Below are 14,689 nucleotides of genomic sequence, written 5' to 3'. Positions count from 1 at the left end.
AGATGCCTCGCTACACCGCCCCGACCAAGGACATGCAATTCGTTCTGCACGATGTGCTGAAGGTCACCGAACAGAGCATTCCCGGCTATGACGAGCTGGAGGCTGATTTCACCTCCGCCATTCTGGAAGAGGCCGGCAAGCTGAGCTCGGACGTGCTGGCGCCGCTGAACGTGGTGGGCGACACCGAGGGCTGTACGCTGGAAAACGGTGTGGTGCGCACCCCGACGGGGTTCAAGGCGGCGTTTGATCAGGTCAAGGAAGGTGGCTGGCCGGGCCTTGATATGCCCGAGCAATATGGTGGGCAGAACATGCCGTGTGTCATCGGCACGGCCGTGGGCGAGATGTTCTCGGGCGCAAACATGGCTTTCACCATGTATCAGGGCCTGACCCATGGCGCGGCTTCCGCGATCCTGGCGCATGGTACGGACGCGCAGAAAGAGACTTACCTGCCGAAGATGGTCGCCTGCGACTGGACCGGCACCATGAACCTGACCGAGCCGCATTGCGGCACCGATCTGGGGCTGATGCGCACCAAGGCCGAGCCGCAGGACGACGGCAGCTACAAGATCACCGGGCAGAAGATCTTTATCTCGGCCGGTGAGCACGACATGTCCGACAACATCATCCACCTGGTGCTGGCCAAGATCACCGGCGGGCCAGAGGGGATCAAGGGCGTGTCGCTCTTCATCGTGCCGAAGTTCCTTGTGAATGACGACGGCTCGCTAGGCGCGCGCAATGGTGTCGCGGTCGGCAAGATCGAAGAAAAAATGGGCATCCACGGCAACTCCACGTGTGTGATGAACTACGACGGGGCCACCGGCTATCTGCTCGGCGAAGAGCACAAGGGCATGCGCGCCATGTTTACCATGATGAACGAGGCGCGTTTGGGCGTGGGCATGCAGGGGCTGAGCCAGGCGGAAGTCGCCTATCAGAACGCGCTGGATTACGCCAAAGACCGGCTGCAAGGCCGCGACGTGACCGGTGTGAAGAACCCCGACGGCCCTGCCGATCCGCTGATCGTGCACCCTGACATCCGCCGCGCGCTGATGGATCAGAAGAGCTTTGCCGAGGGCGCACGTGCCTTCATCCTCTGGGGCGCCACGATGATCGACGCGGCGCATCGCTCGGGCGACAAAGAGGCCGACGGGCTCGTCTCGCTGCTGACCCCGGTGATCAAGGGCTTCCTGACCGATCAGGGCTATGACATGACTATCAAGGCGCAGCAGGTCTATGGCGGGCATGGCTATATCGAAGAATGGGGCATGTCGCAGTTTGCGCGCGACGCCCGGATCGCGATGATCTACGAAGGCGCCAATGGCGTGCAGGCGCTGGACTTGGTGGGCCGCAAGCTCGCGCAGGACGGCGGCAAGCATGTGATGGCCTTCTTCGAGCTGGTGAAGAGCTTCATCAAGGAGACCGCAGGCCAGGATGCGGAATTCGATGCACAGTTCCTCGAGCCGCTGAAGGCCGCGAGCAAGGACCTGCAGGCGGCGGGCATGTATTTCATGCAGAACGGCATGAAAAATCCCAACAACGCGCTCTCAGGCTCTTATGACTTCATGCATATGTTCGGCCATCTCTGCCTCGGCCTGATGTGGGCTAAGATGGGCAAGGCGGCGAAGGGCGCGCTTGCAAATGGCGCCTCGGATGTCGATTTCTATGAGAGCAAGCTGCACACAGGGCGCTACTACATGGCGCGGCAATTGCCCGCGACCGCCCTGCACCTGAGCCGCATCGAGACCGGCGCGGACACGGTCATGGCGCTGGATGCGGCCAACTTCTGATCTGGGGAGGGGTGGCCTGAAAGCCCACCCCACCTGCCAACTGAAAGGACCCACGCATGCCGAAACGGTTTCGCCTGACCCGCCGCTTTCCGGTCGCCATGACCGAGGATGGGTATCGCAGGCTGAAACGGTTTTCCGCTGATGCGGGGCTCGATGAAGGCGAGGCGCTGTCTTTTCTCTTCGAGAATTTCGATAGTGTGATCAATGAAGAGACCTTTGGCCACCGGCTGCGGCTCTTCAATGCGGAGCTGGATGACCGCAAGAAATGAGCGCTTTTGGGGAGGGCGCGGCATGAAAGACGGCACAGAGACCACACCCGGTTGGATGACCGAGGAACACCGCATGATCGCGGAGATGACGGCGCAGTTCATCACCACCGAATGGGCGCCGCAGTTCGAGCGTTGGCGCAAGCAAGGGCAGATGGACCGCGAGACCTGGACGCAGGCAGGTGAGCTCGGACTGCTCTGCCCGTCCATCCCCGAAGAGTATGGCGGCCCGGGCGGTGATTTCGGCCACGAGGCAGCGATCCTGATCGAAGCCGCGCGCGCCAATCTGGCCAGCTGGGGGCATGGCATCCATTCCGGCATCGTGGCGCATTACGTGCTGGCCTATGGCACCGAAGATCAGAAAAAGCGCTGGCTGCCCAAGATGATCTCGGGCGAGCTGGTGGGGGCGCTGGCAATGACCGAGCCGTCAACCGGGTCCGACGTGCAAGCGATCAAGACCCGCGCGCTGAAGGATGGCAATCTCTACCGTCTTTCGGGGCAGAAGACCTTCATCACCAATGGGCAACACGCCAACCTGATCATCGTGGCGGCCAAGACGGATCCGGGCGAAGGCTCAAAAGGCATCTCGCTGGTGGTGCTGGAGACCGATGGCGCGCAGGGCTTCAGCCGCGGACGCAATCTGGAGAAGGTCGGGCTGCATGCCAATGACACCTCCGAGCTGTTCTTCGATGACGTCGCGATCCCTCCGGAGAACATCCTGGGCGGCGAAGAGGGCCAGGGCTTTTATCAGATGATGCAACAGCTCCCGCAGGAGCGGCTGATCATCGCCTGTGGGGCCGTGGGGGCGATGGAAGGCGCGGTGGAGCGCACCATCGCCTATTGCAAGGAACGCGAAGCCTTTGGCGGGCCGCTCACCCAGTTCCAGAACACCCGCTTCAAGCTCGCGGAATGCAAGACGCGCGCAACGGTGGCGCGCGCCTTCCTCGATCAGTGCATCGACGCGCATTTGCGCGGGGCATTGACCGTCGAGACCGCGGCCATGGCAAAGTACTGGCTGACCGATACACAGTTCGCGGTGCTGGATGACTGCGTGCAGATGCACGGCGGCTACGGCTTCATGCAGGAATACGCCGTGGCCGAGATGTGGGCCGACGCGCGGGTCCAGCGGATCTACGGCGGCACCAATGAGATCATGAAAGAACTGATTGCGAGGGCGCTGTGAACGGTCAAACGACAGAGTGGTTTGACCCGGTGTGCCGCCTCCGGCGGGAGTATTTGTCGAAGGGTGAAGACGCGAAGACGCTTCGCTCTTTGGGCGTTGGCCATCCCGACCGAAACGCCTTCACCCTTCACGGCCATCGGCTCTCCAGCCTGTACCGTGCACCCATGCTGACCCGATCAGGGTTAAGAAAGCGTTCAAGGCGGCGCGAAACTGCGCTTCACCCTTCCACAAATACTCAAATCCCGACATCTCCCCCAGCACTGAAAGACGATCAGATATGACCATCCAACTGCACTGTTTCGGCGAAAGCGGGAATTCCTACAAAGCGGCGCTTGCGCTCGAGCTTTCCGGCCTCGATTGGGAACCGGTGAAGGTCAACTTCTTTGGCGGCGAGACCCGGACGCCCACCTATCGCGAAACGGTCAATGTCATGGGGGAGGCCCCCGTGATGGTCGATGGCGATCTGCGGCTCTCGCAATCGGGTGTGATCCAGGACTATGTCGCAGAGAAATCGGGAAAGCTGGGCGGCAAGGATGCGTCCGAGCGGCGCGAGATCCTGCGCTGGGTGCTCTGGGACAACCACAAGCTCAGCTCCATGGCCGGGGTAACCCGGTTCCTCATGAATTTTCTCCCCGAGGACAAGCGCCCGGCAGAGGTGATCGCCTTCAACCAGGGGCGCCTCAAGGGCGCCTATGGGGTCTTGAATGACCATCTGGCCACACGTGATTGGGTTGTCGGCGACGGGGTGACCAATGCAGACATCAGCTGCTGCGGATATCTCTACTACCCCGAACCCTTCGGCTTTGATCGCGCGGAGTGGCCCCATATCGACGCCTGGCTCACGCGGCTGTCCGAGACGCCCGGTTGGAAGGCCCCCTACGATCTGATGCCCGGCAGCCCCGCTGACCGCGCCTGACCCGACGACCGCGCCCAAGCGCGAGAGACACAGAACCGCGCGTTTCCGCGCGAGAGACAGAACCGCGCCAACGGGCGTGAGAAGGAGACACATATGACCGACGCCTACATCTACGACGCCCTGCGCACACCGCGCGGAAAAGGCCGCAAGGACGGCAGCCTGCATGAGGTGACCGCGCTGCGGCTTTCGGCCCAGACTCTGAATGCCGTGAAAGAGCGCAACAACCTCGAAGGCCATGCGGTCGAGGATGTGATCTGGGGCAATGTCACCCAGGTGATGGAGCAAGGCGGCTGCCTCGCGCGCTCTGCCGTGCTGGCCTCCGACCTCGACGAGCGTATCCCAGGGCTCGCGATCAACCGTTTCTGTGCCTCGGGCATGGAGGCGGTGAACCTCGCGGCCAACCAGGTCAAAGGCGGCGCGGGCGACGGCTATATCGCCGGCGGTGTCGAGATGATGGGGCGCGTGGCCATGGGCTCGGACGGCGCCGCGATTGCCGTCGATCCGTCGATTGCCATGGAGCAGTACTTCGTCCCGCAAGGCATCAGCGCCGATATCATCGCCACCGAATACGGGTTCACCCGCGATGATGCAGACCAACTGGCGGTGGAATCCCAGCGCCGGGCCAAAGCCGCCTGGGACGAGAAGCGCTTTGCGAAATCCGTGATCGAGATCAAGGACCAAAACGGCCTGCCGATCCTCGATCATGATGAATATATGCGCCCGCAGACCGACATGCAGTCACTTGGCGGCCTGAACCCCGCGTTCCAGGCCATGGGCGAGGTCATGCCCGGCTTCGACAAGGTCGCGCTCATGAAGTACCCGCATCTGGAGAAGATCAACCACATCCATCACGCGGGCAATTCCTCCGGCATCGTGGATGGGGCGGCCGCGCTGCTGATCGGGTCGAAAGAGTTCGGCGAGAAGCACGGGCTGACACCCCGCGCGCGCATCAAGGCCACCGCCAAGATCGGCACCGACCCGACGATCATGCTGACCGGCCCGGTGCCTGTGACCGAGAAGATTCTCGCCGATAATGGCATGGATATCAAAGACATCGATCTTTTCGAGGTGAACGAAGCCTTCGCCAGCGTGGTGCTGCGCTTCATGCAGGCCTTCGATGTGGACCACGGTAAGGTCAACGTGAACGGCGGCTCCATCGCCATGGGTCACCCGCTGGGCGCCACCGGCGCGATGATCATCGGCACGCTGCTCGACGAGATGGAGCGCGCCGACAAGGAGGTGGGCCTCGCCACGCTCTGCATCGCGTCCGGCATGGGGGCCGCCACGATCATCGAGCGCGTGTAAGCACCATGGTCGGCGTCACCGCCCTCACCGTCTATCAGGAGACTTTGGACGTTCTGTCCCGTGCCCTGATGGAGGGCGATTGGGCGCTGGCTCTGGCCCGGATCAAGCTGCCGCATCTGCAACGCACACAGAGCACGGAAATCGTCGTGGAAACCGCCGAGGATCTGATCATCGGGCTCACAGCCTTCCGGGACGCGCTGCGCGGGCGCGGGGCCACGCATCTGGTGCGGCTGGCCACGGATGCGGAGTTCATGAGCGAGAACTACATGGCCGGGCATCACGTCACACACACGCTGCGCGACGCCGTGCCCGTTGTCGACAGCTACGCCAATCGCATGGTGCTGCTGCGCGAGGACGGGCTCTGGAAGGTGCTCGAGGTGGAATGCATGCTCGACAACCCGCACTGGCCCATTCACATCCCCCAGGTGCACCGCGACGGCGCGCGCCCCGAGGCGCTGAAATCCCCCGAGAATGATGCGCGGCGGCAGTCGGTCGACCCGCTGACCATCTATCAAAGCTTCATCGACGAACTCTCCGAGGCCAACACCGAAGATGATTTCGAGGCTTATTGCGGCTGTCTGCTCTTTCCCTACAGCTCGCACACGGAATCGCTCGATACGATCATCTCCACCCCGGAGGAGGTGCACCCCTTCTTTGACATGTTGCGCCGAGAGATGGACGATAAGAGCGCCGACCGCCTGGTCCGACGCGCGGAACAGGCCGAGTTCATCTCCAGCGATCTCATCTGCGGCTATCACGCCACCGATTTCTGCGCCGGAGAGGTCAGCGTCTTCGGCCCGATCAAATCCCGGATGGTGCTGAAACGCAAAGGCACCACCTGGTACCTGAAATCCGTCACGAATTCCCTGTCCAACAACAGGTTTCCCTACAACGTCCCCAAGCCGAGCAAGGCGCTGGTGACCCTCCGAACGATCCAAGAAAGGACCCGGACATGACCGAGTTTACAAGCCAAACCGACAGCGACGGCATCGCCACGATCACCTGGGATGTGCCCGGCAAATCCATGAACGTGATGTCCTATGAAGGGCTCGCGCAGGTGGACAAACTGATGGATGACGCCCTCGCCGATGAGGGTGTGAAAGGCATCATCCTGACCTCGGGCAAGGAGGGCTCCTTCGCGGGCGGGATGGACCTGAACCTCATCGCCAAGATGAAGACGGACGCAGGCGACAACCCGGCCAAGGGGCTCTTTGACGGCGTGATGGACATGCACCGCCTGCTGCGCAAGATCGAGCTGGCGGGCATGGACCCCAAGACCCAGAAGGGCGGCAAGCCGATTGCCTGCGTGCTGCCGGGCACCGCACTTGGGATCGGGCTGGAGCTGCCGCTCTCGTGCCACCGCATCTTTGCGGCGAACAATCCCAAGGCCAAGATCGGCCTGCCCGAGATCATGGTCGGCATCTTCCCGGGTGCTGGCGGCACGACCCGTCTGGTGCGCAAGATGGGCGCGATGGCCGCCTCGCCGTTCCTCTTGGAGGGCAAGCTGGTGGACCCGGTCAAGGCCAAGGGCGCAGGCCTAATCGATGAAGTTTCTGACGATCCGATGGCCGAGGCGCGGGAGTGGGTCTTGAACGCCAAGGACGCTGATCTGGTCAAACCGTGGGATGCGAAGGGCTACAAGATGCCCGGCGGTGCCCCCTATCATCCAGCAGGTTTCATGACCTTCGTGGGGGCTTCGGCCATGGTCAACGGCAAGACCCAAGGGGTCTATCCGGCCGCCAAGGCGCTGCTTTCAGCGGTCTATGAAGGCGCGCTCGTGCCCTTCGACACAGCTCTGAAGATCGAGGCGCGCTGGTTCACAAGCGTCTTGATGAACCCCTCCTCCGAGGCGATGATCCGCTCGCTCTTCATCAACAAGGAAGCGCTGGAAAAGGGTGCTGTGCGCCCTGCGGATGTGGCCGATCAACGGGTGAAAAAGCTCGGCGTGCTCGGCGCGGGCATGATGGGCGCGGGCATTGCCCTTGTCTCCGCGCAGGCGGGCATCGAGGTTGTGCTGATCGACCAAAACCAAGAAGCGGCGGACCGCGGCAAGGATTACACCGCTAAATTCGCCGACAAGGGCATCCAGCGGAAGAAAACAACGCCGGAGAAGAAGGAACAGCTTCTCAGCCTCATAACCGCCACCACCGATCTCGATGCGCTCAAGGGCTGTGACCTGATCATTGAAGCCGTCTTCGAGGACCCGAAAGTAAAGGCGGAGATGACGCAAAAGGTCGAGGCGGTGATCCCGGAGGATTGCATCTTTGCCTCCAACACCTCCACCCTGCCGATCACGGAACTGGCCAAAGCCTCAAGCCGCCCCGAGCAGTTTATCGGCATCCACTTCTTCTCGCCGGTCGAGAAGATGCTGCTGGTCGAAATCATCAAGGGCAAGGGCACCGGCGACCGCGCCGTGGCCAAGGCGCTCGACTACGTGCGCCAGATCCGCAAGACACCGATTGTCGTGAACGACGCGCGGTTCTTCTACGCAAATCGCTGCATCATTCCTTACATCAACGAAGGCATCCGCATGGTGGCCGAAGGTGTCGAGCCTGCGCTGGTCGAGAACGCCGCGCGCCTCGTCGGTATGCCGCTTGGCCCGCTACAGCTGGTCGATGAGACCTCCATCGACCTCGGTGCGAAAATCGCCCGCGCCACCAAGGCCGCCATGGGCGACGCCTACCCCGACGCCGCCGTGGATGGGGTGATCTTCTGGATGGAAGGCGAAGGCCGCTTGGGCCGCAAGTCCGCCGCAGGCTTCTATGCCTATGATGACAAAGGCAAACGTCAGGGGCTGTGGGAGGGTCTGGCCGCACAATACCCCGTGGCCGACGACCAGCCGGAGCTGACAGACGTACAGCATCGCCTGCTCTTTGCGCAATCGCTGGAGGCCGTCCGCGCGCTGGAAGAGGGCGTGCTCATGGACATCCGTGAAGGCGATGTGGGCGCGATCCTCGGCTGGGGCTTTGCGCCCTGGTCCGGCGGTCCCTTGAGCTGGCTCGACATGATCGGCGCGCCCTATGCCGCCGAACGGTGCAATCAGCTGACCGCCACCTATGGCGACCGTTTCGCCTGCCCCGACCTGCTGCGCGACATGGCGGCCAAGGGTCAGAGCTTCTATGGCCGCTTCGGAACAACCTCCGCCGCCGCCTGATTTGAACCACATGAAAAGAAAGGGGGGTCTGCCGGCCCCCCCTTTTTGCTGCTCAGCGTCTGCACGCTGCCTTGTTGAGGGGTGTCAGGCCACCAGCACCGTCTCGGTGGCACCAAAAACATAGCCTGCGCTGTGCACCAGCGCGTCACAGATGTCGTCGGTCTCTGCCAGCATCTCGAGCGCCTCTTCCAGTGACACCACCGAATACAACGCTTCGGCTGAAGCCGCCATGTCATGCACCATCCCGAGGTTGCGCGGGCAGTGCACCATGAGGCCACCGTCCACATAGATCACCTCTTCATTGGCGAAATAGAGGGTGATCAGCTCGACCGGCTGCTGTGGCTCGGCGCGGTAGATGCCACAGCGCCCGTCCAGCGCCTGCGCGGGCACGATGGCAAACGGGTCACCCATCGGGTCCGCCGCCGCTTCGGTTTCCAGCATCACGCCCTGATCGGGCAGCAGCCTCACGTCGTTCACATTGCCGAGCGCCCCGCTCGGGATCGTCACCGGCCAGCACCCGCGCGAGACCGAGGTCGCATCGACCCAGAGCATCGTGCGCTTCATGTCCACGATCTGCTGCACACCATTGTCGAAGGTCAGCACCTTGTCGCCCACGGCCAGCGCCTCGACCGGGCGCCACCCGAGGTTCGACGCGACCCGCGTGCCCGCCATCAGCCCATGCGTGGCATTCACCGGCAGTGTCTTCCTCGACGCCCTCGCGGCCTTATTTGCGAGGTGCTGTGCCCCCACATTCACATTCCATCCGTACATCGTTTTGTCGTCCCCATCTTGTCTTCCTGGCGCCTTATGACTGGCGCATCCGTCCTTGCCGCCACACGACGATCAAAGCTTGGCCCTGCTTTGCTACCAATGCGGCGCATGTAAGGCATTGTTTCCACAAAAAGATGAAATTTTTCTACAAGACGCAAATTGATCTCGGAAAAGAAACAAAAATCCGCCGATTGCAGGGCAATCGCGATCATGCATTAACCATTTCTCTCTTTGCGAGAATCACTCCGTGGGGTCGAACCGGTAGCCAAATCGCGCGATATCCTCGGCGCAGAGCTCGGCAACCCGCGCGCGCGTCTCGTCTGTGTAAAGCGTGCGATAATCTTGCGGGCGCGCCGAGGCGTTGACATGCGGCAGGCGGAGCGCAATGCCCAGGTGATCGAGCAGCGGTGCAGCATCGGCGGCGAAGGCTTCGAGCCGGATGTAGAGATCACAGCGCTCCACCCCCGCGGCATCCAGCATGTAGCTGCGCGCGGGCGATTGGCGCAGGCTGCTCTGGATCACCGGCTCCGCGAGAAACGCGGCAAAGCTGCGCGATTGGGCCAGACCCACCGCCGGATGATCGAAGCTCTGGCTCTGCAGCCAGTGGTAATAGCTCACCACCCGGTCCCACGGGTTGCGCACCAGTGTGAAGGTGAACATCTGCGCGATCTCTTCCGCGCTCACCACCCCGTCGATGTCCGCAAGCGTCGCGTGTTTCCAGAGCCGCCCGCGCGGGCGCAGATCCTTCAGCCGACCCTTCCGGCGCGTGGCTTTGGGCGTGTCGCCGATCAGGATATCGTCCTTCATCGCCCGGTCTTCGAGCGCGGTTGCCAGCGAGGTGCCCCCGGTTTTCGGAATATGCACGAAGATATAGCGGCGCCCGCGCGAGATGATCACGGCAAGATCCTGACGCTAAACCCCACCATCCGGGACATATTCGAAATGTAAGACAATTGACTTTCCAAAAATCGCGATACCAATATCCGTCATAGCCGCACGGCAGGAAGAGTGCCAACGGCAAACGGGAGGATATGATGGGCTGGATGAGTGATGAAACCGGGCTGGACAAATGTGCCGCCAACTATGTGCCGCTGACCCCGCTGTCGCATCTGCGCCGCGCAGCTCATGTTTTCGCAGACCATCCGGCGGTGATCCACGGTGCGCATCGGGTCACCTATGCGCAGTATCACGACCGCTGCACCCGGCTTGCTTCGGCGCTGGCGGCGCGCGGCGTGACGCCCGGCGATGTGGTGGCGACGCTGCTGCCGAATGTCCCTGCGCAGGTCGAGGCGAGCTTCGGCGTGCCCGCCTGTGGCGCGGTGCTAAACACGATCAACACGCGGCTCGACGTGGACACGGTCGCCTATATCTTGGATCACGGCGCGGCAAAACTGGCGCTGGTCGACAGCCAGTTCCTCGATCTGGCCGAGGCCGCCTGCGCGCGGATGGAAGGCCCCGCCCCGACGCTCATCGAAGCCCCGGACGCCGCCGCAGGCCATCCCGCGTCGGGCCGCCATGAGACCTATGAGGAGATGCTGGCAGAGGCCGATCCGGGTTTCGACTGGATCCTGCCGCAGGACGAGTGGGAGAGCCTCGCGCTCAACTACACCTCCGGCACCACCGGGCGGCCCAAGGGCGTGGTCTATCACCATCGCGGCGCGTATCTGATGACCATGGGGACGGTGGTGAGCTGGCGCATGGTGCTGCACCCGGTGTATCTCACCATCGTGCCGCTCTTTCACTGCAACGGCTGGAACCACACCTGGATGATGCCGCTGGTCGGCGGCACGATTGTCTGCTGCCGCGACATCACCGCGCCCGCGATCTTTGGCGCGATTGCCGATGAGGGCGTCACCCATCTGGGCGGCGCGCCCATCGTGCTGAACATGCTGGTGAACGCGCCCGAGGAGGACCGGCGCAGCTTCACCCATGAGGTGCAGGTCTTCACCGCAGGCGCCCCGCCTGCCCCGGCGACGCTGGCCAAGATCGAACAGCTCGGCTTCAACGTGACCCAGGTTTACGGGCTGACCGAAACCTACGGCCACGTGACCGAATGCCTGTGGCGGGGGGCTGACTGGGACGAACTGGACAAGCCAGAGCGCGCGGCGATCAAGGCCCGCCAGGGCGTGGCCTTCCCGATGATGGAGGACATCACCGTGATGGACGATCAGATGACCCAGGTGCCCATGAATGGCGCCGAGCAGGGCGAAATCATGATCCGCGGCAATTCCGTGATGAAGGGATATTACAAGAATCCCGAAGCCACGCAGGAAGCGTTCGAAGGGGGCTATTTCCACTCCGGCGACATCGCGGTCCAGCATGGCGATGGCTACATGCAGATCGCGGATCGGGCCAAGGACATCATCATCTCGGGCGGCGAGAATATCTCCTCGGTCGAGGTGGAAGGGGTGCTCATGGGCCATGACGACGTGATGCTGGCGGCGGTGGTGGCCAAGCCGGACGAGAAATGGGGCGAAGTGCCCTGCGCCTTCATCGAGTTGAAACCGGGGGCCGAGCCCGATGCCGAGGCGCTGATCGCCTTTGCGCGCAAGACCCTCGCAGGCTTCAAAACGCCGAAACACGTGGTCTTCGAGGAGCTGCCCAAGACCTCGACGGGCAAGATCCAGAAGTTCGAACTGCGCAAACGGGCGCGCGCAATGACCTGATCCCGGAGGCGGTGGCCAAAACGGTTTGACGTCAGCTTCGGAGGATCGCTCGCCTTTTGCGTTGGCATCGCAAGATATCAGGCAGCGAAAGGGGAGACCGTCCACGTCAAACCGCGACAAAGCCCACCGCACCTGCCGGTTGCCCGCGTGGCCGCGCCGATGGTAGGTTGCGGCAAAGCCAAAACGAGCAGCCATACCCGCCATGACGGCCCTGAAAAAATACGCCCGGCTCGAAGCCAGCGGCCTCTGGCGCGCCACGCCGGAGGATCAGCGGCGCGAGGTCGTGGTCTCGATCGGGGATGCCACGCTGATCATCGCGGACACCCGCGACCAGCCGCTGACACATTGGTCGCTGGCCGCGCTGCAACGGGCCAACCCGGGCAAGCGGCCCGCGATCTATTATCCCGAGGGCGACCCCGGCGAGACCTTGGAACTGGCCGAGGCCGAGGCGCAGATGATCGACGCGATCGAAAAGCTGCGCCGCGCGGTCGAGCGCAACCGCCCGCACCCCGGCCGCCTGCGCTGGCTCGGCATGGCGCTGTCGGCGGGCGCGGTGGTGGCCGCGGGTCTCTTCTGGGTGCCACAGGCGCTGACCGATCACACGGTGGCCGTGGTGCCCCAGGTTAAGCGCGCCGAGATCGGTGACGCCCTGCTGCGCCGGATCGAACGGATGACGGGCCCGGCCTGCCAGGCGGCGGCCGGCCAGCGCTCGCTCAGCACCCTGCGCGCCCGTCTCGGTGCGGATCAGATCAGCATTCTGCCCGGCATGCGGCAGACCAGCCTGCATCTTCCGGGCGGGCATATCCTGCTCAATCGGGCGCTGGTCGAGGATTTCGAGGAACCCGATGTGGCCGCCGGGTTCGCCATGGTCGAGCAGAGCCTCGCACGGGCGCAGGACCCGCTGCGAGACCTGCTGGAGGTGAATGGCACCTGGGCGAGCTTCCAATTGCTGACCACGGGGCAGTTGGAGAGCGAGATGCTGGACAGCTATGCCGAACATCTCCTGACGCAGGACCCCATTCTTCCGGAGGCGGAGAGCCTGCTGCCCGTCTTTGCCGCGGCCCAGTTGCGCAGCACGCCCTATGCCTATGCCCGCGACATCACCGGCGAGACAGTCCTGCCGCTGATCGAGGCGGACCCGATGCGGGGCAAGCCTCCGAAGGCGCTGTTGAGCGATGCGGACTGGCTGCGCCTGCAGAGCATCTGCGGCACCTGAACCGGCCCGGTCAGTCCACCAGGCGACGCGGGGTGGTCTGGGTCCAGACCTGCTGCATCTGCGCCCGACCCGCGAGGGTCTGCTCGGCCCGGCGCGGGTTCAACCTGCCATCCTCCCAGACGGTGCGATAGCCCTTGGGCACCTTCACATCGAGCGTCTTGCTGCGCGTCTCATACACGTGCCGCGGCATCACCCGCATGGTCTGTGTCACCCCCTTTGAGGCGGCATTGGCGGGGGTCACCACGGTGCCCGCAAGGCTGCTGCGCTCGACCCGGCGCTCTGATCCGCGGCGCGGCACGCCGGGGCGGGTGACGGCGGGGGCCGGGCTCAACACCAGAACACCGCTCGACTCAGCCGCAGGCGCTGGGGCCTGTTGCGGGACGGGCGCGCGCACGGTGAAGGTCGGTTGCAGGCCGCAGACCAGCTTGCGGTCCCGCGTGACCCGGGGCACCCACTGCACTGCATCGTCGAGACCCGCGCGGATGAACGCACAGCCGGTGCTGTCCACGTATTGGCGGCCCGTATAGCTCGGCGGCGGCAGCTCTTTGGGGACGACGCTGGTCTGTGCCGCCCCCGGATCCGCAGCGATGCTCAGAGACGCGGCAGCGGCGAGTATCGCGATAATCCTTGTTACCTTCATCGTATCCCCCACAAGATATAGGGGTGACGATGCCCGAAGACGCCCATCAACGCAAGCCAAACTGCCGGGAATTTGCGGCGCTCCGGATCAGGTCACTTGGTGCCGAACATCCGGTCGCCCGCATCGCCCAGACCGGGCACGATATAACCGATCTCGTTCAGCTTCTCGTCGATCGAGGCGGTGACAATCGGCACATCCGGGTGCGCCTCCTTCATCCGGGCAATGCCCTCGGGCGCGGCCAGAAGACAGAGAAACCGAATGTTGGTCGCACCGGCCTCTTTCAGCAGATCAATCGCGGCAACCGAGGAATTGCCTGTGGCCAGCATCGGATCGACCGCGATGACCAGGCGGTCATCGAGGCCTTCGGGCACCTTGAAGTAATATTGCACCGGCTGCAGCGTCTCCTCGTCGCGGTAGAGCCCCACAAAACCCACGCGTGCCGAGGGGATCAGCTCCAGCACCCCGTCGAGCAACCCGTTGCCCGCCCGCAAAATCGAGATGAGCGCCAGCTTCTTGCCGTCCAGTGTTGGCGCATCCATCGCCTGCATCGGTGTCTCGATCTGCTTGGTGGTCATCGGCAAGCCGCGCGTGACCTCATAGGCCAGCAGCTGGCTGATCTCGCGCAGAAGCTGGCGGAAGACGGCGGTGGGCGTCTCCTTGTCGCGCATGATGGTGAGTTTGTGCTGAACCAGCGGATGATCAACGACGGTCACGTGATCGGACATGAAACACCTCTTTCTACCCTGCCCCTCCTTTAGACCCGGAGCAGCCCGGGCCGCAAGCCGATG

General features: G+C 63.4%; 14 protein-coding genes. 9 read left to right on the top strand and 5 right to left on the bottom strand.

The features are described from left to right. Window positions 1–2 precede the first annotated feature (2 nt). The 7 genes from ACVC7O_RS06050 (at window position 3) to ACVC7O_RS06020 (ending at window position 8,608) form a co-directional block, all read left to right on the top strand. Window positions 3–1,784 (top strand): acyl-CoA dehydrogenase C-terminal domain-containing protein, encoded by a 1,782-nt coding sequence (locus ACVC7O_RS06050; RefSeq protein WP_458325188.1) that lies wholly within the window; start codon window positions 3–5, stop codon window positions 1,782–1,784. A 56-nt stretch (window positions 1,785–1,840) separates the two neighbouring features. Continuing rightward, entirely contained in the window at window positions 1,841–2,053 is a 213-nt protein-coding gene (locus ACVC7O_RS06045) for a hypothetical protein (protein WP_458325187.1), read from the top strand. A gap of 22 nt (window positions 2,054–2,075) precedes the next feature. Continuing rightward, complete coding sequence (locus ACVC7O_RS06040; RefSeq protein WP_458325186.1) at window positions 2,076–3,233, top strand: acyl-CoA dehydrogenase family protein; 1,158 nt, start codon at window positions 2,076–2,078, stop codon at window positions 3,231–3,233. Window positions 3,234–3,510: 277 nt separating this feature from the next. Continuing rightward, a complete protein-coding gene (locus tag ACVC7O_RS06035) occupies window positions 3,511–4,149 on the top strand; it encodes a glutathione S-transferase family protein (protein ID WP_458325185.1) in 639 nt (212 codons plus the stop codon). A 93-nt stretch (window positions 4,150–4,242) separates the two neighbouring features. Next, the gene (locus ACVC7O_RS06030) at window positions 4,243–5,454 is read left to right on the top strand and encodes an acetyl-CoA C-acetyltransferase (RefSeq protein ID WP_458325184.1); all 1,212 of its coding nucleotides are present in this window, start codon (window positions 4,243–4,245) and stop codon (window positions 5,452–5,454) included. A 5-nt stretch (window positions 5,455–5,459) separates the two neighbouring features. Beyond that, on the top strand, window positions 5,460–6,410 hold the full coding sequence (locus ACVC7O_RS06025) for a hypothetical protein (protein ID WP_458325183.1): 951 nt from the start codon (window positions 5,460–5,462) through the stop codon (window positions 6,408–6,410). After that, the gene (locus ACVC7O_RS06020; protein WP_458325182.1) at window positions 6,407–8,608 is read left to right on the top strand and encodes a 3-hydroxyacyl-CoA dehydrogenase NAD-binding domain-containing protein; all 2,202 of its coding nucleotides are present in this window, start codon (window positions 6,407–6,409) and stop codon (window positions 8,606–8,608) included. The genes ACVC7O_RS06025 and ACVC7O_RS06020 overlap by 4 nt, the downstream gene beginning before the upstream one ends. 84 nt (window positions 8,609–8,692) lie before the next feature. Here the strand turns inward: ACVC7O_RS06020 and ACVC7O_RS06015 are convergent, their stop codons facing one another. Genes ACVC7O_RS06015 through ACVC7O_RS06005 form a run of 3 tightly spaced genes read right to left on the bottom strand, consistent with a single transcriptional unit; the run spans window position 8,693 to window position 10,276 of the window. Further along, window positions 8,693–9,301, bottom strand: coding sequence for a Hint domain-containing protein (locus ACVC7O_RS06015; protein WP_458325181.1), 609 nt, complete (start codon window positions 9,299–9,301; stop codon window positions 8,693–8,695). A gap of 59 nt (window positions 9,302–9,360) precedes the next feature. After that, complete coding sequence (locus ACVC7O_RS06010; protein WP_458325180.1) at window positions 9,361–9,591, bottom strand: hypothetical protein; 231 nt, start codon at window positions 9,589–9,591, stop codon at window positions 9,361–9,363. A gap of 28 nt (window positions 9,592–9,619) precedes the next feature. Further along, window positions 9,620–10,276 (bottom strand): sulfotransferase family 2 domain-containing protein, encoded by a 657-nt coding sequence (locus ACVC7O_RS06005; protein WP_458325179.1) that lies wholly within the window; start codon window positions 10,274–10,276, stop codon window positions 9,620–9,622. 137 nt (window positions 10,277–10,413) lie between these two features. On the opposite strand from ACVC7O_RS06005, the gene ACVC7O_RS06000 reads away from it, so the two are divergent. Beyond that, window positions 10,414–12,045 carry an AMP-binding protein gene (locus tag ACVC7O_RS06000; RefSeq protein WP_458325178.1) on the top strand — a complete coding sequence of 544 codons (1,632 nt, stop codon included), beginning with the start codon at window positions 10,414–10,416 and terminating at the stop codon, window positions 12,043–12,045. A 202-nt stretch (window positions 12,046–12,247) separates the two neighbouring features. Then, complete coding sequence (locus ACVC7O_RS05995; RefSeq protein WP_458325177.1) at window positions 12,248–13,261, top strand: hypothetical protein; 1,014 nt, start codon at window positions 12,248–12,250, stop codon at window positions 13,259–13,261. 10 nt (window positions 13,262–13,271) lie between these two features. Here the strand turns inward: ACVC7O_RS05995 and ACVC7O_RS05990 are convergent, their stop codons facing one another. Then, window positions 13,272–13,901: a hypothetical protein gene (locus ACVC7O_RS05990; protein WP_458325176.1), complete on the bottom strand. Its 630-nt coding sequence runs from the start codon at window positions 13,899–13,901 to the stop codon at window positions 13,272–13,274. Window positions 13,902–13,993: 92 nt separating this feature from the next. After that, the gene (gene upp / locus ACVC7O_RS05985; RefSeq protein WP_458325175.1) at window positions 13,994–14,626 is read right to left on the bottom strand and encodes a uracil phosphoribosyltransferase; all 633 of its coding nucleotides are present in this window, start codon (window positions 14,624–14,626) and stop codon (window positions 13,994–13,996) included. Window positions 14,627–14,689: the final 63 nt, after the last annotated feature.

Source organism: Roseobacter cerffii (assembly GCF_054226325.1).
Note: the sequence above shows the minus strand (reverse complement) of the source record. Positions and strands in the feature narration are given on the sequence as shown.

Coding starts and splice junctions, on each gene's coding strand:
- ACVC7O_RS06020 (WP_458325182.1), top strand. CDS start 6,407: ATGACCGAGTTTACAAGCCAAACCGACAGCGACGGCATCGCCACGATC.
- ACVC7O_RS06030 (WP_458325184.1), top strand. CDS start 4,243: ATGACCGACGCCTACATCTACGACGCCCTGCGCACACCGCGCGGAAAA.
- ACVC7O_RS06010 (WP_458325180.1), bottom strand. CDS start 9,591: ATGATCGCGATTGCCCTGCAATCGGCGGATTTTTGTTTCTTTTCCGAG.
- ACVC7O_RS06000 (WP_458325178.1), top strand. CDS start 10,414: ATGGGCTGGATGAGTGATGAAACCGGGCTGGACAAATGTGCCGCCAAC.
- upp (WP_458325175.1), bottom strand. CDS start 14,626: ATGTCCGATCACGTGACCGTCGTTGATCATCCGCTGGTTCAGCACAAA.
- ACVC7O_RS06040 (WP_458325186.1), top strand. CDS start 2,076: ATGAAAGACGGCACAGAGACCACACCCGGTTGGATGACCGAGGAACAC.
- ACVC7O_RS06035 (WP_458325185.1), top strand. CDS start 3,511: ATGACCATCCAACTGCACTGTTTCGGCGAAAGCGGGAATTCCTACAAA.
- ACVC7O_RS06025 (WP_458325183.1), top strand. CDS start 5,460: ATGGTCGGCGTCACCGCCCTCACCGTCTATCAGGAGACTTTGGACGTT.
- ACVC7O_RS05990 (WP_458325176.1), bottom strand. CDS start 13,901: ATGAAGGTAACAAGGATTATCGCGATACTCGCCGCTGCCGCGTCTCTG.
- ACVC7O_RS05995 (WP_458325177.1), top strand. CDS start 12,248: ATGACGGCCCTGAAAAAATACGCCCGGCTCGAAGCCAGCGGCCTCTGG.
- ACVC7O_RS06050 (WP_458325188.1), top strand. CDS start 3: ATGCCTCGCTACACCGCCCCGACCAAGGACATGCAATTCGTTCTGCAC.
- ACVC7O_RS06045 (WP_458325187.1), top strand. CDS start 1,841: ATGCCGAAACGGTTTCGCCTGACCCGCCGCTTTCCGGTCGCCATGACC.